The following is a 21,175-nucleotide window of genomic DNA, read 5'->3' on the forward strand; positions in this document are numbered from 1 at the left end:
GTTGAACAAGGCATTCACCAAGGAAACCGACAACGACGCGGATGACGACGGTGCCGATGGCGCGGCGCCTCCGTTGCCAGCCGGCAGCAAGAACTACATCACGCCGTCCGGCTACGCACGGCTGCGCGACGAGTTGCTCCAGTTGATGGACGAGGAGCGCCCGAAGGTCGTCGAGGCCGTGCACTGGGCCGCCAAGAACGGCGATCGCTCGGAGAACGGCGACTATCTCTACGGCAAGAAACGCCTGCGCGAGATCGACCGACGCATCCGCTTTCTCACCAAGCGCCTCGAAATCGCCGAGGTCACCGACCCATCGGTGCACCATGGCAGCGACCAGATCTTCTTCGGCGCCACGGTGCGCTATGTCGATGAGACGGGCGACGACGAGCGCACCATCACGATCCTGGGCATCGACGAAGCGGACAGCGCCCAGTCGCAGGTCAGCTGGATCTCTCCGATCGCGCGCGCCTTGCTCAAGTCACGCGAAGGCGACGTGGTGAAGCTCGTGACGCCGGGCGGAGCGCACGAGGTGGAAATACTGTCGGTGAGTTATCCGGCGCCGCGTCCGGCCGCGGACTGATCGACGCGAGGCGCAGCCCGTTTTTCTTCAGGGCGCTGGAACGGTCCGTGCCGCGGTCAGCACCGACGCGGTCCGCCGCGCGGCGCGCAGCACGGCGTCGAGGTGCGTGCGATCGCGCACGGCGATCACGAAGCGAAGGTCCGTCGAGTCCTGCGGGGTCTCGTCGGCCATTTCCACGTGCGTGATGTCGGCTTCCGCATCTGCCAGCGTGGCGGCCACGCGCGCCAGCACGCCCTTGTCGTTGCGCACGGTGATCACGACGCCGGTCTCGAAGGCGCGTGTGGGCTCGTCCGCCCATTCGACCGCGAAGAACCGTTCGCTGTCCTTGTGGCGCAACCGTTGGCCGACGCCGCAATCCTCGGTGTGCACCACCAGGCCCTCGCCATGCCCGAGATACCCGACGATCTGATCGCCGGGAATGGGGCGGCAGCACAGCGCAAAACGCACCGAGGAGTTCTCGCTGCCATCGAGCGTGACCGCGCCCTGCGACACGGTCTCGTGCGAGATGAAGCGTTCACGGCTCAGCAGCAGGGCGTCGGGCCGTTCGCCCAGTTCGGCGAGAAGTGCCATGAGCCGCTTGGCGACGATGCTCGCGATCCGCTTGCCCAGGCCGATGTCGGTCAGCAATTCCGCGCGATTGCGGTTGCCGGTGAAGCGCAGCAGCTTTTCCCACAGCGCCTGGTGCTCCTCGTCGTCGTCGGGCAGCTTGCCGAGGCCTTCGGCACGCAGCGCTTGCGCGAGCAGCTTTTCGCCGAGGCCTTCGGACTCGGCATGCGCCAGCGTCTTGAGGTAATGACGAATCTTCGAGCGCGCCCGGCCCGTTCGGACGAAGCCGAGCCAGGCGGGGTTGGGGGTCGACACCGGTGCGGTGATCACCTCGACCACATCGCCGTTCTTGAGTTCGGTGCGCAGCGGCACCTGGTCGCCGTTGATGCGCGCGGCCGAGGTGTGGTCGCCGATGTTGCTGTGGATGGCGTAGGCGAAGTCGACCACCGTCGCGCCGCGCGGCAGCGCCATGATCTGGCTCTTGGGCGTGAAGACGTAGACGGCATCGGGGAACAGGTCGACCTTGACGTGGTCCCAGAACTCCGCGGCGTCGCGCGTCTCGTCCTGGATGTCGAGCAGGGACTGCAGCCACTTGGTGCCCAGCCGGTCGTTGCTCGCGCCGTTCGGCTCGGCGGCCTTGTAGAGCCAGTGCGCCGCCACGCCGGATTCGGCCACGACGTGCATCGCCTCGGTACGCAGCTGGAACTCGACGCTCACGCCGGCCGGACCCACCAGCGTCGTGTGCAGCGACTGGTAGCCGTTGAGCTTGGCGATCGCGATGTGGTCCTTGAACTTGCCGGGCAGCGGCTTGTACATCTGGTGCAGGATGCCCAGGCCCGTGTAGCAGGCGATCACGTTCGGCACGATCAGGCGAAAGCCGTAGATGTCGGTCACCTGGGCGAAGCTCAAGTGCTTTTCTTCCATCTTGCGGTAGATGGAATAGAGCGTCTTCTCGCGCCCCGCGATTCGCAGCGTCATGCCGGCAGAGGAGAAGGCGCCTTCGACTTCTTTCTGCACTTTCTGGATCAAGTCTCGTCGTCGCCCGCGTGCCTTCGCCACCGCTTTCGATAGCGTCGCGTAGCGCCACGGCTTGAGGTGCCGGAACGACAGTTCCTGCAGCTCGCGGTAGGTCTGGTTCAGGCCGAGGCGGTGTGCGATGGGCGCGTAGATCTCGAGCGTTTCGCGCGAGATGCGCGCCCACTTTTCACGCGGCGCGTCGGCCAGCGTGCGCATGTTGTGCGTGCGGTCGGCCAGCTTCACGAGGATGACGCGCACATCGCGCGCCATGGCCAGGAGCATCTTGCGGAATGACTCGGCCTGGTTTTCTTCGCGCGTGTTGAACTGCAGCTTGTCGAGCTTGGTGAGCCCGTCGACCAGCTCGGCCACCGGAGCGCCGAAGCGCTCGATCAGCTCGGGCTTGGTCACGCCGCAGTCTTCGATGGCGTCGTGCAGCAGCGCGGCCATCAGCGCCTGGGCATCGAGCTTCCACTCGGCGCATTGCGCCGCCACGGCGATGGGATGGGTGATGTACGGCTCGCCGCTGTTGCGCAACTGGCCCAGGTGGGCCTCGTCGGCGAAGCGGTAGGCACGGCGTACGAGTTCGGTGTCTTCGGCGCCCAGGTAGTCCAGGCGCGCGGTCAATGCAGCGAAGCTTGCGGCAGCCGCATTCAGTGCCGCCGGGCTCGGCTTGGGCACGCCCGTGGGGGCTTGGGACTGATGTTTGGCAACCGCGCTCATGGCTACCACTTTAGCGTGACCGCTCTGTAGACGCGTCCAGGCATAAAAAAAGCACCGCTTTGCGGTGCCTTTTCGTTGCAGGGCTGCGTCAGATTAGCCCGGCACCTTCTTGAGCATTTCGATGCCGATCTTGCCTTCCGCGATTTCGCGCAGGGCCGTGACGGCGGGCTTGTTCTTGCTCTCGATCTTGGGCGCGTGGCCCTGGCTCAGCATGCGCGCACGGTACGTGGCAGCCAGCACGAGCTGGAAGCGGTTCGGAATCTGAAGCAGACAGTCTTCGACGGTGATGCGGGCCATGATGAGTATCTTTCGGTCGGTGAGCAGGAGATCAGGGGATGTTCAGTGCGGCAAAGGTGTCGGCACGTGCACGGCGCTGTGCGGAATACCGAAGCCGCTGAGCGTGGACAATCGCCTTGAGATCAAAAAGCGCCCGCTCGAATAACTCGTTGATTATAACGAAGTCGAATTCCCCGGCCCGGGCCATCTCTTCGGCGGCGTTTTTCAGCCGCAATTCGATGACCGAGGCGCTGTCCTCGCCGCGCCGCTCGAGCCGGGAGCGCAATTCTTCCCAACTGGGCGGCAGGATGAAGATCATCACCGCGTTGGCAAAGGTCTTTCGGATCTGCAGCGCGCCCTGGAAGTCGATCTCGAGAATCACGTCCGCCCCCTGGGCGATCCGCTCCTCGATGGCCTTCTTGGAGGTGCCGTACCGGTGGCCGTGCACATGGGCCCATTCCACGAAGCCGTCGGCCGCGATCAGCGCGTCGAATTCGGGGGGCGAGGCAAAAAAGTACTCGCGCCCGTGCTTTTCCTGCCCGCGCGGCGGCCGCGTGGTGTGCGACACCGACGGCTGAACCGCCGAGTCGAGCTCCATGAGCGCCTTGACCAAGCTCGATTTGCCGGCCCCGCTGGGCGCGGCGACCACGAAGATGTTGCCGGGGTAATCCATTCTTTCGCTTGTCTTCTTCGTCATTCGATGTTCTGGACCTGTTCGCGCATCTGCTCGATCAGCACCTTCATGTCCACGCCGATGCGCGTGAGCTCCAGGGCCGCCGACTTGGAGCCCAGGGTGTTGGCCTCGCGGTGCAGTTCCTGGATCAGGAAGTCCAGGCGCTTGCCGATCTCGCCGCCCTTCTTGAGCAGCCGCTCGATCTCGTCCAGGTGCGAATTCAGCCGGGTGAGCTCTTCGGCCACGTCGATGCGGATTGCGAAGGCGGTGGCTTCGGTCAGCGCGCGGTCCTGGGCGGCTTCGGGCAGCGTGCCGCCCGTGCCGGCGGTCAGGCCCATGGCCTCCTGCCAGCGCTCCAGGAAGCGGTTGCGCTGCTGTTCGACCAGCTGGGGCACCAGCGGCCCGGCCTGCTGCACCAGGATGCGCAGCTGGGCCAGGTGCGCCTCGAGCATCTTGGCGAGCCGGGCGCCTTCGCGCTGGCGGGCCGACATCAGCGCCTCGAGCGCCTTGCCACTCACCTCGATGAGGTCGGGGCCCCAGTCGCCGCGGGTGGCGCCGTCGCCGCCGGCCAGGCGGATCACGTCCGCCACGCTCAGTTCGCGCGCCCCGGGCAGCCAGGCCTTGATGCCGTCCTGCACCCCGTTGAGCCGCTGAAGCAGCTTCACGGAAGGCTCGACGACGCCCGCCTGGGCGGTGTTCTCGATGGCCGCGCGCACCTCGACCTTGCCGCGCTTGAGCTTGCCCGTGAGCAGCTCGCGCAGCGCCGTCTCATGCTGGCGCAGCTCCTCGGGCAACTTGAAGGTGAGGTCGAGGAAACGGCTGTTGACCGAGCGGATTTCTACCCCGAGCCGGCCTGCGGCGGAAGGCCGTGCTTCGGCTTCGGAGTGGCTGCCTGCGGACCCGTTTTGGCCGCTGGCGTAGCCGGTCATGCTGTAAACTGGCATTGCGCCTCACTGTGGTTTTGCTTGCATGCACCGAGGCGTCGGTACAGCGTTCGCTTGCCGCACCATCGCCTTCGGGCGAAACTCCCGGATTATGTCAAAGGTCAAGCCTTCGCCCCTGTTGCCCGATACGGTCATTGGCGGTTACCGCGTTGTTCGCCGGCTTTCGGCGGGTGGTTTTGGCGTTGTCTATCTCGCCATCGACCCCAGCGGACAGCAGGTGGCCATCAAGGAATACCTGCCTTCCTCGCTGGCCACCCGCGGGCCCGGCGAGCTGCATCCGCAGGTGCCGCCCGAAAAACTCTCCCTCTACCGGCTGGGGCTCAAGAGCTTCTTCGAAGAGGGCCGCTCCCTCGCGCAGATATCGCACGCCTCGGTGGTGAGCGTGCTCAATTTCTTTCGCGAGAACGAGACCGTCTACATGGTCATGAACTACCTGGAGGGCGCGACCCTGCAGGACTTCGTGGTCACCGCGCGCGACTTGAAGCGCCAGAAGGTCTTTCGCGAATCGACCATCCGCTCGCTCTTCGACGAGATCCTGCGCGGCCTTCGCATCGTGCACCAGTACAAGATGCTGCACCTGGACATCAAGCCGGCCAACATCTTCGTCACCGACGACGACCGCGCCGTGCTGATCGACTTCGGCGCCGCGCGCGAAGTGCTCAGCAAAGAGGGCATCTTCATCCGCCCCATGTACACCCCGGGCTTTGCCGCCCCCGAGATGTACCGCCGCGATTCGTCGATGGGCCCCTGGACCGACATCTACGCCATCGGCGCCTGCATCTACGCCTGCATGCAGGGCTATCCGCCCAACGACGCGCCGCGGCGCATCGAAAAAGACCGCCTGAGCCTGTCGCTCTCGCGCCTTCGCGGCGTGTATTCCGACAACCTCATCGAGGTGGTCGAGTGGTGCATGTCGCTCGATCCGCTCTCGCGCCCCCAGTCGGTCTTCGCGCTGCAGAAAGAACTCAGCCGCGAAGGCGAGCGCCGCTACACCAAGCTCACCGTCGGCGAGAAGGTGCGGCTGTCGATCGACAACATCCGCTCCTTCGACAAGAAGAGTCTGCCCCGGGCTGCGGCCCCCACCACGCGCCCCGCATGACATGAAATTCTCTGTCTTCCAGGTCAGCCGCAAAGGCGGACGTCTCAAGAACGAAGACCGCATGGGCTATTGCTACACGCGGGAATCGGGCCTCTTCGTGCTGGCCGACGGCATGGGCGGCCACCCCGAAGGCGAGGTCGCGGCCCAGCTGGCCCTGCAGACCATCGCCGCGCTCTACCAGCGCGAGGCGCGCCCCACGGTGAAGGACGTCAAGGGCTTCCTGGCCGAATCGGCCATGGCCGCGCACCAGCAGATCATGCGGTACGCAAGCCACAAGGCGATGCTCGACACGCCCCGCACCACCGTCGTCGCGGCACTGCTGCAGGGCACGACCGCCACCTGGATGCACTGCGGCGATTCGCGCCTGTACGTCGTGCGCGACGGCCGCCTGCTGACCCGCACGCGCGACCATTCGCACGCCGAGCGCCCCAAACCCCACGGCTCGGACATGCCGGTCAACCGCAACCTGCTCTTGACCTGCCTCGGCTCGCCGACCACGCCGCTGTTCGACATCGCGCCCCCGCTGCAACTGCAGCGCGGCGACCGCATCATGCTGTGCTCGGACGGCGTGTGGGGCGTGCTGGACGATGCGCTCATCGTGCACACGCTCTCCTCCGGCAAGCCCGTGTCCGACGCGGCCCCCGACCTCGCCGAGATGGCGCTGCGCAAGGGCGGCGCCCACAGCGACAACGTGACGCTCATCGCGCTGGAGTGGGAGATGTCCGAGACCCCGGGCGAAGACCGCGGCATTTCCACCGAGACCATCGACGACGGCGTGTTCGCCTCGACCATCCAGGCCGGCATGCCCTCGGACAGCGAGATCGACGACATGGACGAAGACGCCATCGAGCGCTCGATCGCCGAGATCAACGAAGCCATCCGCCGTTCAGCCGCCCGTAAAAGCTAGATGACCCCCAGTCTTCGCGCACTTCGTGTCGCTGCGCCAACCCCCTTCCAGGGGGCAGCACCTGCGGCCCGGCAAAGCCGGTTCCGCGGTGTTCCCCGAACATGCCGCTGAAGAGCGGCTGGCTTTTTTTCCTTTTCGAGTTTCCACAATGACTGCTTTCACCCGAAGCGGCGGCCGTGCCGCCGACCAGCTGCGCCCCGTTCGCATGACCCGCGGCTTCACCATCCATGCCGAGGGCTCGGTGCTCATCGAGTTCGGCCAGACCCGCGTGCTCTGCACCGCCTCGGTCGAAGAGCGCGTGCCGCCGCACAAGAAGGGCAGCGGCGAAGGCTGGGTCACGGCCGAATACGGCATGCTGCCGCGCGCCACCCACACCCGCAGCAGCCGCGAGGCGGCCAAGGGCAAGCAGACCGGCCGCACGCAGGAAATCCAGCGCCTCATCGGCCGCTCGATGCGCGCGGTGTTCGACCTGGCCGTGCTCGGCGAACGCACCATCCACCTGGACTGCGACGTGCTGCAGGCCGACGGCGGCACGCGCACCGCGGCCATCACCGGCGCCTTCGTCGCTGCGCAAGATGCCGTCAACAAGCTCCTGGCCGCCGGCACGCTGAAGGCCTCGCCGATCAAGGGCCACGTGGCCGCCATCTCGGTGGGCATCGTCGGCGGCACGCCGCTGCTGGACCTCGAATACACCGAGGACTCCAGCTGCGACACCGACATGAACGTCGTCATGACCGGCGCCGGCCACTTCGTCGAAGTGCAGGGCACGGCCGAAGGCGTGGCGTTCACGCGCGAAGAAATGAACTTGCTGCTCGGCCTGGCCGAGAAGGGCATCGGCGAGCTCGTGACGCTGCAACAGCAAGCGCTTCTCTCGAACTGAAATTCCACAGCTACTGACGCTCGCCAGCCCCGCCGGGCGTCACAGCCACTTTGATCGATCCATGAAACTGGTCCTGGCCTCCAACAACCAAGGCAAGCTCGCCGAACTCCAGCAACTGTTCGCGGCGCTGTCCGTCACCCTGGTGCCGCAATCGGCACTGGGCGTGGGCGAGGCTGAAGAACCCTTCCGCACCTTCGTCGAAAACGCGCTCACCAAGGCGCGCCACGCGAGCGCCGCCACGGGCCTCGCGGCCATCGCCGACGACGCGGGCCTGTGCGTCGATGCCTTCGGCGGCCTGCCGGGCGTCGACACCGCCTACTACGCCACGCAATTCGGCTACGCCAAGGGCGATGCCAACAACGTGAAGGCGCTGCTCGAACAGCTCGACGGCGTCGTCAACCGCCGTGCCGCGCTCGTCAGCACGCTGGTCGCGCTGCGCAGCCACGACGACCCCGAGCCGCTCATCGCCGTCGGCCGCGTGGTCGGCGAGATCGCGCCCGCGCCCATCGGCGACAACGGCTTCGGCTTCGATCCGGTGATGTACCTGCCCGCCTTCGGCAAGACCTTCGCGCAGCTCACGCCCGAGGTCAAGAACGCCAACAGCCACCGCGGCCGCGCCGCGCAGGCGATGCTCGCGCTGATGCGCGAGCGCTGGCTTTAGGCCGCAGATGGCCACTGTCTTCCCGATCCAGCCGGCGCAGTCCACAGGTGCGCCGCAGGCCAACGACGTGCTGCACTGGATGCGGCCCGGCCCGCTGCAGCTCGCGGCGCTGCCGCCACTGTCGCTCTACATCCACCTGCCGTGGTGCCTGCGCAAGTGCCCGTACTGCGACTTCAATTCGCACGAATGGCGCGCCACGAGCGCGGCCGATGCCGATGGCATCCCAGAGGCCGCGTACATCGATGCGCTCGTGGCCGACCTCGACGCGGCGCTGCCGCTGATCTGGGGCCGCACCGTCCACACCATCTTCATCGGCGGCGGCACGCCCAGCCTGTTCTCGCCGCAGGCCATCGACCGCCTGCTCGGCGACGTGCGCGCGCGCCTGAAGCTCGCGCCTGATTGCGAGATCACGCTCGAAGCCAACCCCGGCACCTTCGAGCGCAACCGCTTTCGCGCGTACCGCGCGGCGGGCGTCACGCGCCTGTCGGTGGGCGTGCAGAGCTTCAACGACGAGCACCTCACCGCGCTCGGCCGCGTGCACGACCGCGCCCAGGCCATCGCCGCGGTGGAGGAGGCCGCGAGCGCCTTCGATACCTTCAACCTCGACCTGATGTACGCGCTCCCCGGCCAGACGCTGGAGCACCTGGAGGCTGACCTCTCGCAGGCGCTGGCGCTCGCGCCGCCGCACCTCTCGGTCTATCACCTCACCATCGAGCCCAACACCTGGTTCGCGAAGTTTCCGCCGACGCTGCCCGAAGACGACATCGCCTACGCCATGCTCGACCGCATCACCGAGCGGACCGGCGAGCTCGGCATGTCGCGCTACGAGGTGTCGGCCTATGCGCGCGAGGGGCACCAGTGCGCGCACAACCTCAACTACTGGCAGTTCGGCGACTACCTGGGCATCGGCGCCGGCGCGCACAGCAAGCTGAGCTTTGCGCACCGCATCGTGCGGCAGGTGCGCTACCGCGAGCCGCGGCTGTACATGGAAAACGCGCGCGCGGGCGCGGCCGTGTCGCAGAGCGACGAGGTGTCGCTGGCCGACCTGCCGTTCGAGTTCATGCTCAATGCGCTGCGATTGAAGGCGGGCTTCACGCTGCCGCAGTTCAGCGAGCGCACGGGGCTCGCGATGACGTCGATCCAGCGCGGGCTCGAAGAGGCCGAGCGCAAAGGGCTCGTGGCACGCGACCTGTTTCGCGTGTGGCCGACAGAGCGCGGGCTGGATTTTCTGAGCGATCTGCAGACGCTGTTCCTGCCCGATGGCGATTGAGCGGATCGAGGCATCGGCCTCGGCATAAAATCGACGGTTCCGGAGAGTTGGGTGAGTGGTTTAAACCAGCAGTCTTGAAAACTGCCGACGTGAAAGCGTCCGTGAGTTCGAATCTCACACTCTCCGCATTTTGAGCGTTCCGCAATGGCCCGCTGAGTCCCGAAAATCCCCGTTTTCCCTCTGAGAAGCCCGAAACAAGCGTTCCGGGCGGTTCCGTTTCGTCCTGCCCAATGCCGTCATTTATAGTGGCATAGATAGTGGAAAGGACGATATGCCCAAAAAAGCGGCGGAGCTCGGCGCTCTGCAGGTCAGTCGGTTAACCGCGCCAGGCGCCCACGCGGTCGGCGGCGTTGCGGGTCTCAAGCTGAAGGTCAGCGACTCTGGGGCTCGTTCCTGGGTTTTGCGCGCCACGGTGGCCGGCAAGATCCGCGATATGGGGCTCGGAGGCTTCCCCGATGTGACGCTCGCGCAGGCCCGAGAGCGGGCCAGGGCTGCACGCGACAAGATCCACGCAGGGGAAGACCCCATCCAAGCCCGCCAAGCGGCCCGTAGCGCCGTCGCGGCGGCCTCGGCCAAGGCCCGGACCTTCGAGCAATGCGTCGACGCGTACCTGAAGGCCAAATCCGGCGAGTGGAAGAACGCCAAGCACCGCGCGCAGTGGAGCAGCACCCTCGACTTGTACGCCAAGCCAACCATCGGCAGGATGCTTGTGCAGGACATCGAGCTTTCCCATGTGCTCACGGTGCTGGAGAAGATCTGGACCACGAAGACCGAGACCGCCTCCCGGCTGCGCGGCCGCATCGAAACCGTGCTGGACTGGGCGACCGTGCGCGGCTACCGGAAGGGCGAGAACCCGGCCCGCTGGCGCGGCCACCTCGACCAGCTTCTCGGCCGTCCGCGGAAGATCAAGAAGGTGTCGCACCATCCGGCGCTGCAACTCGTTGACGTGGGCGCCTTCATGACGGACTTGCGCGTGGTCGAAGGCATGAGCGCGCGTGCCCTCGAGCTTGCTGTTCTAACCGCCGCCCGATCCGGTGAAGTGCGCGGGGCTCGTTGGGACGAGATCGACATGACCGCGAAGCTGTGGACTGTGCCGGCCGAGCGCATGAAGGCCAAAAAGGAGCACCGCGTGCCACTGTCAAGGCAGGCGCTCAAGCTGCTGGAGGCTGTTCCGCGCATCGAAGGCTCAGACCTTGTATTCCCAGGGCGCAAGCCCTTGCAGCCGCTCTCCGATATGTCTTTGAGTGCCTGCATGCGACGCATGGGCTACAAGGATGCGAAGGGCAGAGTGTGCGTGCCGCATGGGTGTCGCAGCACGTTTCGGGATTGGGCATCAGAGAAGACGACCTTCCCCGGCGAAATGGCAGAGATGGCACTCGCACACACGATTGATTCTGCGGTGGAGGCCGCGTATCGGCGGGGTGACATGCTCGCCAAGCGATTGAAGATGATGCAGTCGTGGGCTGATTTCTGCGATGCTGTTGCGCCAACAAAATAAGAGGAGTCATCGATGGACGAAGAGCGTAGCGGAGAGCCGAGCAAGGACTGGCTCGTACTGATGATGATTTTGGTCATCGCGGCATGGGCTCTAAGTGCAGTACTGATCTGGCCATTTTTCTCGACGGGGGCGGAACGCGGCACCTTCGGAGACATGTTTGGCGCCGTGAACGCCTTGTTCAGCGGGTTCGCGTTCGTGGGATTGATCTACACGATCCTGCTCCAAAAGCGTGAGCTGTCCTTGCAACGCAAGGAACTCGAGCTAACTCGCGGTGAGATGGCAGGTCAGCGAGCTCAAATGGAATCTCAAGCGACTACGCTAAAACTGCAGCAGTTCGAAGCCACATTTTTCCAGCTACTTAGAGTGCACGGAGACATCGTCAACGCAATAGACCTAGTCCGAACAAATGACAATCGAGAAACCAAGGGGCGAGACTGCTTCAAGGTGTTCTGCAAGCGATTCGACAGCCAGATGCTGGGAAATTTCGGTAGCAAAACCGAGGCTGAGCAAATTCGCAATGCCTATGCCGTGTTCTATGAGCACCACGAGGCTGAGGTTGGGCACTACTTCCGCCACCTCTATCACATCATTAAGTTTGTCGATTCCAGTGAGGTTGACGACAAAAGGCGATACACATCATTTGTTCGAGCTCAGATTTCCTCGTATGAGCTACAGCTGCTTTTTTACAACTGCCTTAGCGAACATGGAAATCTCTATTTCAAGCCTCTCATCGAAAAGTACGGTTTGCTGAAGCACCTTTCGACCGCCGTGATCGCCCGTCGAAGGACTTTCTATAGGTCGGAGGCATTTCAGTCGGCAGTGCCTAAAGTCGCTTAGCCCATTTGCCCATTCGCGCCAACCAAATCCCGAGGAGTGCGAACGCGCCAAGTAAGATCCACCCGCTGATGGTTTCAGGAACCAGCATCCTTAGCCACGGGGGAAGTCCCGCCAGGAAGTCCGGCGGAACGATGCCGGCGCGAGCCGAAATTCGTTCGACCTTCGCTCCGATCCGATCAAAACGTAAGCCCAAGACCGCGAGCATCCCAGCGAGGGAGAAAAGCGCTCTGCCGGTCCAATTGAATGCGGTAGGGTGGGAGAGCAGCAGGCCATAGAACCATTCGGGCATCGTGTCACCTCCATGTGGCGCAAAGCATCTCACGTTCTGGTCGGGTACAGGATGGGTCAACTAAGCTTCGATTAGGCTGGGCACATGAAGCCCAAGATTCGCCTTCCCGCATGGGCGGCGCAGCATTTCGACCCGCCTCCAGCCGACCGCACGCTGCGCTTGTGGGTGCGTGAGGGCCGGATCATCCCAGCCCCGCTCAAGATCGGACGCGCGTACTACGTTGAACAAGATGCTCAGCACATTTCGGAAGCGGTCGCATCACTGCGTTTGGTGAGTCGACTCCGGCGGACTTAGCCGGTGCGCCGACTTCGCTCTATTTGATCTTGGACCAATCGGGGCCGCGGCTATATGGCTTAGCGCCCGATTGCTGCGCGGCACCTTCAAGTGTTGAGCGCACTACGATCACTCGCTTGATGTCGTTCAGGTAGTGAGGGATACCCATCTTCGCTTGCCTCTCGCCCAGCGCTTCCCCGGCGGTCCTCCGACTCACCCGTCAGCTGGGCAACCTCGGGCGGAGTCAGAAAGAAATTACTCTTCGGCATGCTGCATCCTAGGCAAGGATCGTTCAACGCGAGGCCATAGGGTTTGTCCGTGTGAATTGGTATTCATTTTCAAGTTGATTTGGAATACTATTTCTCCATGGACTCAAAAAAATCAGTAGGCGGAGCAAGGCCCGGCGCAGGCAGAAAGCCGAAGGTGGCAGGGGCTCCCGCTACCGCACCCGTATCGATAAAGCTCTCGGATGCGCAGAAGGCAAAGCTGCAGCGCCTAGGGGGTGCTCCTTGGGTGCGGGATCGCATCGACAAGGCCAAGGAACCGAATCGTGAATGAGTTAATGACACTGTGCGACATCGCTGAAATGCATCGCTGCTCGCAGCGTCATGCACGAGATGTGCTGGTCAAGATAGCCGGCTTCCCTGATGAAGCGCCGACCTCAACGCCGCGGAATCGGCTTTGGCTGCGCTCTGAAATTTTGGCGTTCATTCACCGCCGATAGCGCGCTGGCCTGCCGCGCAAACTGCAGGCCATAAAAGGCGACGGCTACGGAGGTACGAACTCCGCAGCCGTCTAACCGCAACGTGCAACGCTCTTGGAAGGACACGCACATCATGGCTACCGAAATTATCTCCTACGACACCGAAATCGAAACCACGACCATGAGGGCCACCGGACTGGCGGACCTGGTCTTGTGGATCGAACAGGCCCGCAGCCTCATCGATCGGGTGCGATCGCTGGCAAGGCGAGACAAGGCTTTCGAGGCGATGCTCGGGAAAAGCGGCATCCGCTACTTGTCGCCAGATTGGGACGATGACACGACGAACGGGATGGTCTACCTCGTGCTGGCTCAACGAGAAATGTTGGCGGAAATCCTGGCTTCGCCTGACCGGTGGGACACGGAACTGAGGCACGTGGAAGGAGCCCGCCATGGCTGAGCTGCTTCAAATTGAGACTGTCGCCGCGCCCACTGTTGGCGTGCAACTGGTGCAGGTGAGCGCCTCCACCATTCCCGGCGAAATCGAGGCGGGCGACCTGCTGCGCATCGACTTCGACCAGCACGCGGTATCGAAGGATGGCTTCTACGTGCTGCAGTTGGGCAGCTGGACTGGCGTGCGGCGCTTCGCTGACACCCTGGAAGGCCCGAAGGTACTGGACATCGACGGATGGCGCCCGCTGCCTGGCGGCGTGCAGATCATGGGCTACGTCGACAAGGTCTACACCGCCCGCAACGCCCTTAATCGCGCGGAGGTGACGCATGGCTAAGTCATCCGTCGATCCCCGTCAGGCTTGTAGAGCGGGCATGTCGGAGGTGATTTCGGTTCTCACACTGATTCATGCCGCGTTCGATCTGCACGAAACCGAAGGCTGCCTTGCTGACGTTGATCGTTCGACTTCGGTCGACTCCCGAATCAACGCGCTATTGATCATGGCTAGGGACCGTGCAGCGGCGGCAATCGACACGCTGGACATCTGACACTCCACAATCGAATTGCCGCGCCTAGGGTAGCTCCCGAAACGCCCGTGAACCTGGCGGGCTGACGCGGCACTTTTCACAGGTGCGTGAGGGTACGCATGCGAAGATTTACTCCCAATCTGAACTGGGATGAACACAAAAAAGACCCGGACAACTGGGTAAAGATCCCGGCTTTCCACGTCATGCCGGAGACGGTGAACTACGAGAATTTCTTCGTGCCTATTCTGGGCCCGTCTGCGGATGACTTCCAATGGCGCGTGCCTGTGTATGAGGCTGTCAAGTCGCTGCGAGATGAGGCTCGACGACGGTTCGCAACGCTCGCCGCACTGCGGGCCGATCTGCTCGCCGCGCTCGAACAAACAGACGAACTTTTCCTCGATGAAGCGCCGCTCAGTTGGACGAGCCAACAAGTCTTCGCCTTTCGCTACACCGAGTTCATGTGGGACATTGAAAAGGCTGTCACGCATCACCGTAACAAGAAGGAGGACTGCATCAACGGGCTCGCGCGCGCCCTTTCGCTCCTGAGTGACATTCACAGCGAGAAGCCATTGGACCGACCTTCAGAGGCGATCAAACGGATCATGGCGGGCGCGTCAGCTGGAGGGCGGAAGAGCGCAGAAGTCCGGCAGGCAAACAAGAAGGTCCCAGCGCCTGATGTCCTGCGAGCGGAGCGAGACTCGCTGATTTCTAGTGGGGTAGCCCAACGCGGGGTTGCGGGAGTGCTCGCTAGGCGATATGGGTGCACGCCCACCCATATCCGAAACGAACTTAACCGAAACTGAACGCCCTTCATAAGCGCAACTCAACCTAGTGCGCTTTCGTTTCGATAGACAAAGTCCTCTCTATGCCCAGAGCGCATTCCAGCGCACCGGGAATCAACATAGGAGAAGGCATGCAGCCCACCAAGGTTTCGCGGTCCGTCCGGCCGCCTCAAGCCCGAGCGCTGCTCGGCAACATCGGGAACACCACGCTGTGGCGATGGGTCAAGGAGCGTCCCGACTTCCCGCGGCCGCTCAAGCTCGGACCGCGCGTCACCGTTTTCAAACTTGATGAGCTGATCGCTTGGCGCGATCAACAAGGCGCCGCAGTTGCTGGCAAAGGCCAGCCGTGACCTCTTCATTCCGCGATGCACACGGTGCGCGCCCGCTGCTGAGTGCAGGAGTGCAGAGGAGGGCGCATGCGCACGCTTGACCTCTTCGGCGACACGACGCCGCCCTACCAAGCGCACTCCGAGACGAGCCGCCGTGCGGCCGAGCGGATTGCGCCGCTGGCGCACACCATGCGCGGCCAAGTGCTCTCCTACCTGAAGGCCTGCGGCGCCGACGGCGCCACCGACGAGGAAATGCAGCTGATCATGCCTATGCCGGCGAACACGCAGCGGCCGCGACGCATCGAGCTCGTGGCCGACGGCTTCGTCCGGTCGAGCGGCAAGACCCGAGTGACGCGCTCAGGGGACCACGCTCTCGTGTGGGTAGCCGCGTGACACGAGGCGGGCTCGACCGCACCAAGCGAAGAGGCAACGGCCGAGACGGCGGTCGTTTCATCGCGTTGCCGCACGCGGTCGTGATGTCGCCGGCGTTTCGTGCACTGAGCGTCTATGCCCGATCGCTGCTGCTCGACATCGCGGTCCAGTACACCAGCGACGACAACGGGCGCCTGCTGTGCTCCACCGCCCACATGAAGCCGTTGGGCTGGACTTCGCAGAGCACGCTGCAGAAGGCCAAGGTCGAGTTGATCGCGGCCGGGTTCATCTACGAGACCGTGAAGGGCCGCAAGCCGCACAAGGCGAGCTGGTACGCGCTGACCTGGGCGCCTCTCGATCGGATCAGCGGATATGACGAAGGGGCGATCGATGGGTTTGTGCGCAGCGCCTACCTGTCCGTCGGCGTTCCCGAGATCCCGCAGTCGAAGCCCTCGCGCGAAGAGCTCTATGCCAGACATCGCAAAAACGCAGGGCCTAGTCCGCCACACGGACTAGAGACCCCCTCAATAGGTCCGCCACACGGACTAGAGCGAGCGCCGCCTAGTCCGCCACACGGACCTATTAAGGCCCAAAACGGCACTTCGTCTAGTCCGCCACGCGGAAACCCTCTAGAGAAGCCATCTCCCGTACACGAGCTAATGCATTGAAAGAGTGAAAAGACCATGAACGAACAATCAACGAAGAGCGCGGCCTCGGTGGCTGCCTTGCCTCAACTCGCCGAGCCGGCGTTCGAGATCATCGAGGGCCACGCTATGGCCTGCCTGATTGGGGGCTCGCCTGTTCGGATCGCAGACGTGTACCTGGTCGAGCCTTCTGCCAAGCATCCGGGCTTCTTCTTTCTGAGCCACCTGAGCGACGGCTGCTCTCGGGTCGACTACCTGACTCGCCCGATCTGCTCGAACTTCGTCACCCGCTGGCTGAAGGCGGAAGGGCTCCAGAACCCCGCGGGAGCCGAGTGGCGGCTCCACCCCTGCGCCGGTGTCAAAAAGGCCGGCCAAAGCCTGCATCCGGCCCTGGAGGCAGCATGAAGAAGTGGATCGCTGACCGACACATCAATCGGATTGCTCAACGCTCGTTGGCAACTTTCGAGGTTCGCAACCCGCACATCTTCGGCCTGTCCCGAAAGGCCTTCGACTCGTGGACGGACGCGCACGAGTGGCTGCTCGAATGCAGACGCCTTTCCGTGACCAAGCTTCGCCGCGACCTGAAGAACGCCGAGCGTCAGCTCGTTGCCGCACTCGCGATGAAGCCGAAGGAGGTCGCATGACGAAGGAAACCACCACCGGCTGGGCCGAGAACGTTCCGGCACTGAGCATGCAACTGCTCGAGAACGGGTGCATCAGGCTGGAGGACACGAGCTACAGCGAGAGCGCCATCGTCGACGTGCATCCGATTCACCTGCGCCTGATGGCCGAGAAGTTGGGGCTCGTGGGCGCCTTGTCGGACAGCGAGGCCCAGGCCTTGTGCATGGTGGACAAGCTGGCCCGCCGGCTGGCCTACCTGCAGGCGCGCATCCTCCATCTGGATAAATGGCTGTGGGAGCACCCCGACACGGAATGCGCCGACATCAGCGTCGAGATCTGGTACAGCGCCGGGACGCTGGATCTCGCGAACGAGTTCATGACCGAGATCGAGGAGTCGCGCGCGGTGGTCACACCAAAGGGGGGTATTGGTGAAGGGTCGAGGGGGGATAAAACCCCCCCTTCGGTAAAACCGAATCGGTTTCCCGGAGCTAACTCAGCGGAAACCCAGTCGGTTTCTGGAAAGGCATGTGCCAACCCTTCCGGGAAGGCTTCGGCCAAGGCTTTGGTAAAGGCACCCGAAAACGGGACTCTTCAAACAGGCCCGAAAACGGGTGCGTTAGAAGGCACCCAAAAACGGGACTCTTCCGCGCCTCTGTTCCCGGAAGAGGGAGGCGTCGCACCATGAGCCGGCAGTTCAACTTCATGCCGCGCTATGTCACGCCATGTCACGCGGACACGTCACGCAGCGAGCGTGACATCGCTGTGACGCAAGGCGGACAGGATGCGGACAAAACCGGGACAGACGGTGCTGTCCCGCGGGACGACCTCGGGACATCCGCCGGACAGGTGCGGGACACCACCGGGACGATTGACGCGCGGCCCTTGCCGCCACCGACGCCGCGCACCCCTGAAGAGCGGCGCGAAGACGAGCTTCGATTCGTTGGCTACCCCACCGCGCGCGAGCAGGCGCGGCTCGATGGCCGGCATGGCCGAACCTGGTGGGACGTGATCGCCTACGGGAGCATGCGCCACCGAACCGATGGAGAGGTCGCGGCGATCCGTGCCGCCTTTGATGAAGGCGTTGACCTTCGCCAGCGCAACGTGCGGTGCTTCTGCAACCTCTGCCTCATGCCGCCGGAGATCGTCGCGAGAGAGATCAAGCGATGGGACTACGCGCGCCGCAGGCTCAGCGAATTGACCGGGGAGGGGTACTGCCCCGCCGAGGTCGAAAAACGAATCCGGGACGAACTTGATAGGGGGATGGCACTTTGAGCACCGAAACCACAACTGTCGACGAGCGCTTGGCGCGGGCCGCAAATACCTCCGATCTCAGCGTGACACCCGACAGGCTAGGCGATGGCCTCACACTGATCGCCGCGGCAAAGACGCCGCGCGTCGTTGGTCGGCACTTGATCGCGCTTCACGGTGAATGGGACGGCTGTTCGAAGCCGCGACGCATGCTCGAGCACGACATCGTTGCCATTCGCAAGACCTTGCCGGCCACGCCGCCGCCGCTGGTCCTCTCGGCCAAGGCTTTGGAGGGATGGCCCGACGCCGAGCTGAAGCGAAGAAGTCGCCAAGCGAAAGAGATTGCGTCGGGCTGGTACGAGCAGGAGAGGGCGCGATCGCTCAGTCGATTGAAGAGCTTGGAGCGCGTGAAGACCGGGCTCCTGGACATCCTCGGCATGAAGCTCGAGAACCCAGAGCGGAAGGTGTTGGCGGTGCTCGCCTGGTGGCTGGATAGCACCTGCCCCAAGTGCAGCGGCACGGGCCAATTGGCGATCGCGGGCAACGGACGACAGGCGAGCAGGGCATGTCCACCAGTCGCGAGAGGCGGATGCAGCGCCTCAGGTCATCGTCCGCTGCCGCACGGCGCCGACGGCCGAATCATTGAGGCCGCAATCAACGAGTGCCTGAGTCGAGCGAGGCAGCACATCGGAGCGTACCGACGACTGTTGCACGAAAACATGCGATAGCGTATGCTCTGCGCCCAGGACGCAGGCCAGAACGCCCCGTCCTCTACAACGGTCCATCGACCGCACAAAGTGCTCCGGGGTTCACGTCCCGACCAGCTGCCCTCGATGGACAACAGTCGCCAGACATTCGAGCCACCTTTGAGGTGGCTTTTTTGATTTAGATCTTGGTCGTCTGTCAATCCCATGGTCATGGCCGGCACAGGCGCCGAAAAAGGCGCCAGTTGAAGGTGAGACGAGCTACATTCCTCGCAAAACGAGGAGTGAGCGAAATGAATGTCTTTTATCGGGCGGTCGCAGTCGCTCTTTGCGCGGCTTTGTCTGGATGCATAACAATCCATGAAGAGCGCCCAGGGCCGTATTGGTGCAACGACCCACTCTTGGCTGCCGATGTCAAGCAATTTTCAGATCTCGAATTGAAAGCGGCCTCGCAGGGGTACATGTACGTTTCTGCCGCAGCATTCGTACTGCAAAAAACTGAGGAGGAAGACAAGAACCACTGGATGGAACTGCCTAGGCGATTAGTGCAGTTTGGTCCGACACACCTCGGTCAGCGCGGCTTTGAGGCGCGCACATTCAAGTTGTCTCCGCTTGCTGGCAGTGCCGAACCGGAGATCGTCGTAATCGCCTTTGCAGGCTCGAATGGCATGAATGATTGGATACTGACCAATCTTCTCTTTGACAAAGTCCAGTACGCGCAAGCGCGAGAGTATGTGAAGAGTATTGCAAGTCGGTTTCCTCCTAGAACCAAGATCGTTGTAACTGGGTTCTCTCTGGGCGGCGGCCTAGCAGTGCACGTTACGAAGCATCCCGAAACAACTGACCTCGTAAGCGAAACTTGGACGTTCAATCCAAGCGGAAAGACATGGGCGCCCAGCGTTGAAGACGACCGAATTTGGTTGATTGCAAACTCACAAGAGGGTGCGCGCTACACAAGGTCAGAATTTCTGCAGTGGGTGCCTGGAGTCAACTACATAGGGGCTCCGGAGGCACAGTTCCAGAATGATTTCGAACTGTACAGATCGAACTTCATTTTTGCGCACTATCGATACGTCTTACTTCGCAACGTCCTTTTTGCTGCAGAGCAATTACAGCGAATCAAGGCGCCCAACCAAAGTAATGAGCCGGCGGAGATCCTGAAAGTCATGTCCTTTAAGTCGTGCAAGGCCCTTGAGGCCCAGGCGCCGCGCAGTTGACCAGTGATAGTCATCTGGCCGGGAGACAAGAATGGGCTTGCTGATCGCGGGTATGAACTGGATAACAAAGACATTCTTCGTACTGCCGCTGTTGTTCATCGCAATAGTCAGTCTATGGACTTTGCTCTTTGGCGAGAGCTCGGGAACGAAGCACTCGATCACCGGAGATTGCTCGGTTCCCGGCATCGCAGCAGGCCATCTTTTTGAGATGCGATCTCGGGACAAGGATGGGAGGGAGTCGCTGGCGGCCGGCTGCCATTTGCAATTCCTGCCAGGCAACTTCACTAGGAACCAAAAAGATTGCTCTGCCTTGACGGGCGAAAAGGGTTCGCTGAGTGAAATTCGAAAGCCTGGTGAGATTGGTCTGAACGTCCCGAAGATCACGATCTGCACCGTTGTGCGATTCAGCCGCTCAAATTGAAGCGGTTTCGACGGTGCAGCTCGAACAAGGCGTTCGTCCCGACGGCAAAATGCCTCGGGGTTCGCGCCCTGTAAGGATCTTTCGCCCGAAAGAAAGTCCGCTCAGCGTAGGCCGGCGGGTCTTGTTTTTCGTTTCTCGGGGAATGTGGACCGTGGATTCGTCCAGACAGGCGGCGCGATTGTCCGGCTAACGGACTCAGGCTTCGCTGAGAATTTTGGACACGAGGGCCTGGGAAATTCCCAAGCGCGTCGCGATGTCCGCTTGCGTAAGGCCCCTGGCCCGCAGTGCGATGACGTTTTGATCACGACTGGCCTTATCAGATGGCGTATGCAGCGTCGTCGCCTGAAGGCCCGGGCCCAAAAGTTCAGTCGTCAGAGATTGACCGTTCTTGTGGCTGGCGGAGACCTTGGCCACGCCGGTCATCTTGTTGACAGACACCGTGTACTTGCTGATTTGGGGATCGTTAGAGAGTCGGCCGGTCAGATCAACAATTTGCTTTTCCAGCGATGGGTCGGGGCGCACTACAAGCTGATTCTTGCGTGGACCCTTGGGGGCAGGGAGAGTCGCCATTGGTCTTCCAGTTCGAGTGATTAAATTGATAATGCGTTATCAATACTAGCACCGTAATGCCGGGCTGCGCTTTTTTGCAAACCTTTCTTCCGCCACCCGGTTCATCCGGCAACTTGAGC

General features: G+C 62.9%; 28 protein-coding genes and 1 tRNA gene. 23 read left to right on the forward strand and 6 right to left on the reverse strand.

All coding sequences use genetic code 11. From position 1 onward, the window contains the following. The first annotated feature begins 1 nt into the window (after position 1). A complete protein-coding gene (gene greB / locus ACZYRS_RS07045; RefSeq protein ID WP_463418651.1) occupies positions 2-580 on the forward strand; it encodes a transcription elongation factor GreB in 579 nt (192 codons plus the stop codon). 27 nt (positions 581-607) lie between these two features. On the opposite strand, the gene ACZYRS_RS07050 is transcribed toward greB, so the two are convergent. The 4 genes from ACZYRS_RS07050 to ACZYRS_RS07065 form a co-directional block, all read right to left on the reverse strand. Continuing rightward, entirely contained in the window at positions 608-2,863 is a 2,256-nt protein-coding gene (locus ACZYRS_RS07050) for a RelA/SpoT family protein (protein ID WP_198784996.1), read from the reverse strand. 93 nt (positions 2,864-2,956) lie between these two features. Beyond that, on the reverse strand, positions 2,957-3,160 hold the full coding sequence (gene rpoZ / locus ACZYRS_RS07055; protein ID WP_021009011.1) for a DNA-directed RNA polymerase subunit omega: 204 nt from the start codon (positions 3,158-3,160) through the stop codon (positions 2,957-2,959). 31 nt (positions 3,161-3,191) lie between these two features. Continuing rightward, entirely contained in the window at positions 3,192-3,812 is a 621-nt protein-coding gene (gene gmk / locus ACZYRS_RS07060; protein WP_013543329.1) for a guanylate kinase, read from the reverse strand. Between the two features lie 20 nt (positions 3,813-3,832). After that, on the reverse strand, positions 3,833-4,756 hold the full coding sequence (locus tag ACZYRS_RS07065) for a YicC/YloC family endoribonuclease (RefSeq protein WP_463418652.1): 924 nt from the start codon (positions 4,754-4,756) through the stop codon (positions 3,833-3,835). Between the two features lie 91 nt (positions 4,757-4,847). On the opposite strand from ACZYRS_RS07065, the gene ACZYRS_RS07070 reads away from it, so the two are divergent. From ACZYRS_RS07070 to ACZYRS_RS07105, 8 genes are all read left to right on the forward strand, one after another. Continuing rightward, positions 4,848-5,855: a serine/threonine protein kinase gene (locus tag ACZYRS_RS07070; RefSeq protein WP_042582331.1), complete on the forward strand. Its 1,008-nt coding sequence runs from the start codon at positions 4,848-4,850 to the stop codon at positions 5,853-5,855. 1 nt (position 5,856) lies between these two features. Beyond that, positions 5,857-6,762, forward strand: a complete 906-nt coding sequence (locus ACZYRS_RS07075) for a PP2C family protein-serine/threonine phosphatase (protein ID WP_198784998.1) — start codon at positions 5,857-5,859, stop codon at positions 6,760-6,762. Between the two features lie 148 nt (positions 6,763-6,910). Beyond that, positions 6,911-7,642 carry a ribonuclease PH gene (gene rph / locus ACZYRS_RS07080; RefSeq protein WP_463418653.1) on the forward strand — a complete coding sequence of 244 codons (732 nt, stop codon included), beginning with the start codon at positions 6,911-6,913 and terminating at the stop codon, positions 7,640-7,642. Between the two features lie 61 nt (positions 7,643-7,703). Continuing rightward, positions 7,704-8,303, forward strand: a complete 600-nt coding sequence (locus ACZYRS_RS07085) for a non-canonical purine NTP pyrophosphatase (protein ID WP_463418654.1) — start codon at positions 7,704-7,706, stop codon at positions 8,301-8,303. Between the two features lie 7 nt (positions 8,304-8,310). Further along, positions 8,311-9,573: a radical SAM family heme chaperone HemW gene (gene hemW / locus ACZYRS_RS07090; RefSeq protein ID WP_198785001.1), complete on the forward strand. Its 1,263-nt coding sequence runs from the start codon at positions 8,311-8,313 to the stop codon at positions 9,571-9,573. A 41-nt stretch (positions 9,574-9,614) separates the two neighbouring features. After that, positions 9,615-9,699 (forward strand) — tRNA-Ser (locus ACZYRS_RS07095). Positions 9,700-9,844: 145 nt separating this feature from the next. Continuing rightward, entirely contained in the window at positions 9,845-11,071 is a 1,227-nt protein-coding gene (locus tag ACZYRS_RS07100) for a tyrosine-type recombinase/integrase (protein WP_463418655.1), read from the forward strand. Between the two features lie 12 nt (positions 11,072-11,083). Then, complete coding sequence (locus tag ACZYRS_RS07105; RefSeq protein ID WP_463418656.1) at positions 11,084-11,908, forward strand: putative phage abortive infection protein; 825 nt, start codon at positions 11,084-11,086, stop codon at positions 11,906-11,908. Here the strand turns inward: ACZYRS_RS07105 and ACZYRS_RS07110 are convergent. Beyond that, on the reverse strand, positions 11,895-12,197 hold the full coding sequence (locus ACZYRS_RS07110) for a hypothetical protein (RefSeq protein ID WP_463418657.1): 303 nt from the start codon (positions 12,195-12,197) through the stop codon (positions 11,895-11,897). The two genes, ACZYRS_RS07105 and ACZYRS_RS07110, sit on opposite strands and share 14 nt — an antisense overlap. 84 nt (positions 12,198-12,281) lie before the next feature. On the opposite strand from ACZYRS_RS07110, the gene ACZYRS_RS07115 reads away from it, so the two are divergent. From ACZYRS_RS07115 to ACZYRS_RS07180, 14 genes are all read left to right on the forward strand, one after another. Then, on the forward strand, positions 12,282-12,491 hold the full coding sequence (locus ACZYRS_RS07115; protein ID WP_463418658.1) for an excisionase: 210 nt from the start codon (positions 12,282-12,284) through the stop codon (positions 12,489-12,491). A gap of 815 nt (positions 12,492-13,306) precedes the next feature. After that, entirely contained in the window at positions 13,307-13,630 is a 324-nt protein-coding gene (locus ACZYRS_RS07120) for a hypothetical protein (RefSeq protein WP_463418659.1), read from the forward strand. Further along, positions 13,623-13,958, forward strand: coding sequence for a hypothetical protein (locus ACZYRS_RS07125; RefSeq protein ID WP_463418660.1), 336 nt, complete (start codon positions 13,623-13,625; stop codon positions 13,956-13,958). Before ACZYRS_RS07120 ends, ACZYRS_RS07125 begins: the two co-directional genes overlap by 8 nt. Then, positions 13,951-14,169, forward strand: a complete 219-nt coding sequence (locus tag ACZYRS_RS07130; RefSeq protein WP_463418661.1) for a hypothetical protein — start codon at positions 13,951-13,953, stop codon at positions 14,167-14,169. Before ACZYRS_RS07125 ends, ACZYRS_RS07130 begins: the two co-directional genes overlap by 8 nt. A 98-nt stretch (positions 14,170-14,267) precedes the next feature. Next, the gene (locus tag ACZYRS_RS07135; RefSeq protein ID WP_463418662.1) at positions 14,268-14,951 is read left to right on the forward strand and encodes a hypothetical protein; all 684 of its coding nucleotides are present in this window, start codon (positions 14,268-14,270) and stop codon (positions 14,949-14,951) included. Between the two features lie 110 nt (positions 14,952-15,061). After that, positions 15,062-15,280 carry a helix-turn-helix transcriptional regulator gene (locus tag ACZYRS_RS07140; RefSeq protein WP_463418663.1) on the forward strand — a complete coding sequence of 73 codons (219 nt, stop codon included), beginning with the start codon at positions 15,062-15,064 and terminating at the stop codon, positions 15,278-15,280. Positions 15,281-15,346: 66 nt separating this feature from the next. Then, entirely contained in the window at positions 15,347-15,652 is a 306-nt protein-coding gene (locus ACZYRS_RS07145; protein ID WP_463418664.1) for a hypothetical protein, read from the forward strand. 662 nt (positions 15,653-16,314) lie between these two features. Next, positions 16,315-16,680 (forward strand): hypothetical protein, encoded by a 366-nt coding sequence (locus ACZYRS_RS07150; protein WP_463418665.1) that lies wholly within the window; start codon positions 16,315-16,317, stop codon positions 16,678-16,680. Further along, the gene (locus ACZYRS_RS07155; protein ID WP_463418666.1) at positions 16,677-16,919 is read left to right on the forward strand and encodes a hypothetical protein; all 243 of its coding nucleotides are present in this window, start codon (positions 16,677-16,679) and stop codon (positions 16,917-16,919) included. The genes ACZYRS_RS07150 and ACZYRS_RS07155 overlap by 4 nt, the downstream gene beginning before the upstream one ends. Continuing rightward, positions 16,916-17,581 carry a hypothetical protein gene (locus tag ACZYRS_RS07160; RefSeq protein ID WP_463418667.1) on the forward strand — a complete coding sequence of 222 codons (666 nt, stop codon included), beginning with the start codon at positions 16,916-16,918 and terminating at the stop codon, positions 17,579-17,581. Before ACZYRS_RS07155 ends, ACZYRS_RS07160 begins: the two co-directional genes overlap by 4 nt. After that, positions 17,578-18,168, forward strand: a complete 591-nt coding sequence (locus ACZYRS_RS07165; RefSeq protein WP_463418668.1) for a hypothetical protein — start codon at positions 17,578-17,580, stop codon at positions 18,166-18,168. Before ACZYRS_RS07160 ends, ACZYRS_RS07165 begins: the two co-directional genes overlap by 4 nt. Next, on the forward strand, positions 18,165-18,872 hold the full coding sequence (locus tag ACZYRS_RS07170; RefSeq protein ID WP_463418669.1) for a hypothetical protein: 708 nt from the start codon (positions 18,165-18,167) through the stop codon (positions 18,870-18,872). The genes ACZYRS_RS07165 and ACZYRS_RS07170 overlap by 4 nt, the downstream gene beginning before the upstream one ends. Positions 18,873-19,249: 377 nt before the next feature. Next, positions 19,250-20,065, forward strand: coding sequence for a hypothetical protein (locus tag ACZYRS_RS07175; RefSeq protein WP_463418670.1), 816 nt, complete (start codon positions 19,250-19,252; stop codon positions 20,063-20,065). 31 nt (positions 20,066-20,096) lie between these two features. After that, on the forward strand, positions 20,097-20,486 hold the full coding sequence (locus ACZYRS_RS07180; protein WP_463418671.1) for a hypothetical protein: 390 nt from the start codon (positions 20,097-20,099) through the stop codon (positions 20,484-20,486). A 195-nt stretch (positions 20,487-20,681) separates the two neighbouring features. On the opposite strand, the gene ACZYRS_RS07185 is transcribed toward ACZYRS_RS07180, so the two are convergent. Beyond that, positions 20,682-21,056 carry a hypothetical protein gene (locus ACZYRS_RS07185; protein WP_463418672.1) on the reverse strand — a complete coding sequence of 125 codons (375 nt, stop codon included), beginning with the start codon at positions 21,054-21,056 and terminating at the stop codon, positions 20,682-20,684. Positions 21,057-21,175 lie beyond the last annotated feature (119 nt).

It is taken from the genome of Variovorax sp. AC194, from assembly GCF_979257995.1.

Excerpts from the sequence above, each read along its gene's own strand:
- ACZYRS_RS07180 (WP_463418671.1), top strand. The coding sequence starts at position 20,097 with ATGGGCTTGCTGATCGCGGGTATGAACTGGATAACAAAGACATTCTTC.
- gmk (WP_013543329.1), bottom strand. The coding sequence starts at position 3,812 with ATGGATTACCCCGGCAACATCTTCGTGGTCGCCGCGCCCAGCGGGGCC.
- ACZYRS_RS07050 (WP_198784996.1), bottom strand. The coding sequence starts at position 2,863 with ATGAGCGCGGTTGCCAAACATCAGTCCCAAGCCCCCACGGGCGTGCCC.
- ACZYRS_RS07115 (WP_463418658.1), top strand. The coding sequence starts at position 12,282 with ATGAAGCCCAAGATTCGCCTTCCCGCATGGGCGGCGCAGCATTTCGAC.
- rpoZ (WP_021009011.1), bottom strand. The coding sequence starts at position 3,160 with ATGGCCCGCATCACCGTCGAAGACTGTCTGCTTCAGATTCCGAACCGC.
- ACZYRS_RS07105 (WP_463418656.1), top strand. The coding sequence starts at position 11,084 with ATGGACGAAGAGCGTAGCGGAGAGCCGAGCAAGGACTGGCTCGTACTG.
- ACZYRS_RS07085 (WP_463418654.1), top strand. The coding sequence starts at position 7,704 with ATGAAACTGGTCCTGGCCTCCAACAACCAAGGCAAGCTCGCCGAACTC.
- ACZYRS_RS07140 (WP_463418663.1), top strand. The coding sequence starts at position 15,062 with ATGCAGCCCACCAAGGTTTCGCGGTCCGTCCGGCCGCCTCAAGCCCGA.
- ACZYRS_RS07155 (WP_463418666.1), top strand. The coding sequence starts at position 16,677 with ATGAAGAAGTGGATCGCTGACCGACACATCAATCGGATTGCTCAACGC.
- hemW (WP_198785001.1), top strand. The coding sequence starts at position 8,311 with ATGGCCACTGTCTTCCCGATCCAGCCGGCGCAGTCCACAGGTGCGCCG.
- rph (WP_463418653.1), top strand. The coding sequence starts at position 6,911 with ATGACTGCTTTCACCCGAAGCGGCGGCCGTGCCGCCGACCAGCTGCGC.
- ACZYRS_RS07160 (WP_463418667.1), top strand. The coding sequence starts at position 16,916 with ATGACGAAGGAAACCACCACCGGCTGGGCCGAGAACGTTCCGGCACTG.
- ACZYRS_RS07065 (WP_463418652.1), bottom strand. The coding sequence starts at position 4,756 with ATGCCAGTTTACAGCATGACCGGCTACGCCAGCGGCCAAAACGGGTCC.
- ACZYRS_RS07110 (WP_463418657.1), bottom strand. The coding sequence starts at position 12,197 with ATGCCCGAATGGTTCTATGGCCTGCTGCTCTCCCACCCTACCGCATTC.
- ACZYRS_RS07075 (WP_198784998.1), top strand. The coding sequence starts at position 5,857 with ATGAAATTCTCTGTCTTCCAGGTCAGCCGCAAAGGCGGACGTCTCAAG.
- ACZYRS_RS07070 (WP_042582331.1), top strand. The coding sequence starts at position 4,848 with ATGTCAAAGGTCAAGCCTTCGCCCCTGTTGCCCGATACGGTCATTGGC.
- ACZYRS_RS07135 (WP_463418662.1), top strand. The coding sequence starts at position 14,268 with ATGCGAAGATTTACTCCCAATCTGAACTGGGATGAACACAAAAAAGAC.
- ACZYRS_RS07120 (WP_463418659.1), top strand. The coding sequence starts at position 13,307 with ATGGCTACCGAAATTATCTCCTACGACACCGAAATCGAAACCACGACC.
- ACZYRS_RS07185 (WP_463418672.1), bottom strand. The coding sequence starts at position 21,056 with ATGGCGACTCTCCCTGCCCCCAAGGGTCCACGCAAGAATCAGCTTGTA.
- ACZYRS_RS07145 (WP_463418664.1), top strand. The coding sequence starts at position 15,347 with ATGCGCACGCTTGACCTCTTCGGCGACACGACGCCGCCCTACCAAGCG.
- ACZYRS_RS07165 (WP_463418668.1), top strand. The coding sequence starts at position 17,578 with ATGAGCCGGCAGTTCAACTTCATGCCGCGCTATGTCACGCCATGTCAC.
- ACZYRS_RS07100 (WP_463418655.1), top strand. The coding sequence starts at position 9,845 with ATGCCCAAAAAAGCGGCGGAGCTCGGCGCTCTGCAGGTCAGTCGGTTA.
- ACZYRS_RS07130 (WP_463418661.1), top strand. The coding sequence starts at position 13,951 with ATGGCTAAGTCATCCGTCGATCCCCGTCAGGCTTGTAGAGCGGGCATG.
- ACZYRS_RS07150 (WP_463418665.1), top strand. The coding sequence starts at position 16,315 with ATGAACGAACAATCAACGAAGAGCGCGGCCTCGGTGGCTGCCTTGCCT.
- ACZYRS_RS07125 (WP_463418660.1), top strand. The coding sequence starts at position 13,623 with ATGGCTGAGCTGCTTCAAATTGAGACTGTCGCCGCGCCCACTGTTGGC.